Below are 684 nucleotides of genomic sequence, written 5' to 3' on the forward strand. Positions count from 1 at the left end.
CAGCAGATCCTGAACCGCCCTACGGCGGTCGCCCTTCGGCGCCACCTCCGGATGGATCTCGAACGGCTCCCCGATGATGTCACCCACCGTCATCCGCGGGTTCAACGACGTGTACGGGTCCTGGAACACCATCTGGATGTTCCGGCGCACCGCCCGCAGCGCCGCGCCCCTCAACCGCGAGATCTCCTCGCCCTTGTAGAACACCTCACCCGCGGTGGGCCGTTCAAGGTTCATCAGCACCTTGGCCAGCGTCGACTTCCCGCAGCCGGACTCACCGACGATGCCCAGGGTCTCGCCCCTGTGCAGCCCGAAGGAGATGCCGTCGACCGCGCGGACGGCCCCGATCTGCCGCTTGAAGAGAATGCCCTGGGTCAGCGGGAAGTACTTGACCAGCTCCCTGACCTCCAGGATCGGCTCAGCCATGGAGGGTCTCCTTCCAGAAGTGGCAGGCGCTGCGGCGGCCCGGGAGTTCGCCGCCGTCCTCGTCCGACACGGCTTGCAGCAGCGGCAGTTCGGTCCGGCACCGATCGGTGGCACGCTCACAGCGCGGGTTGAACGCGCAGCCGGCCGGGACCTTGAGCAGGCTCGGCGGCAGGCCCTTGATCGCGTACAGGTCCTGGCCCTTGTGGTCCAGGCGCGGGATCGAGCGGAGCAGACCCTTGGTGTACGGGTGCGCGGGGTTCG

General features: G+C 68.1%; 2 protein-coding genes. Both read right to left on the minus strand.

The window, feature by feature from the left end; all coding sequences use genetic code 11:
- Positions 1–423 (minus strand): ATP-binding cassette domain-containing protein (locus UK12_RS32880; protein WP_045306874.1); only part of this gene is annotated, 423 nt, incomplete at its 3' end.
- A partial coding sequence (locus tag UK12_RS32885) for an oligopeptide/dipeptide ABC transporter ATP-binding protein (protein WP_045306875.1) occupies positions 416–684 on the minus strand: 269 nt, incomplete at its 5' end. The genes UK12_RS32880 and UK12_RS32885, both read right to left, overlap by 8 nt.

Origin of the sequence: Saccharothrix sp. ST-888 (assembly GCF_000955975.1) — a bacterium.
Taxonomy (GTDB): Bacteria; Actinomycetota; Actinomycetes; order Streptomycetales; family Streptomycetaceae; genus Kitasatospora.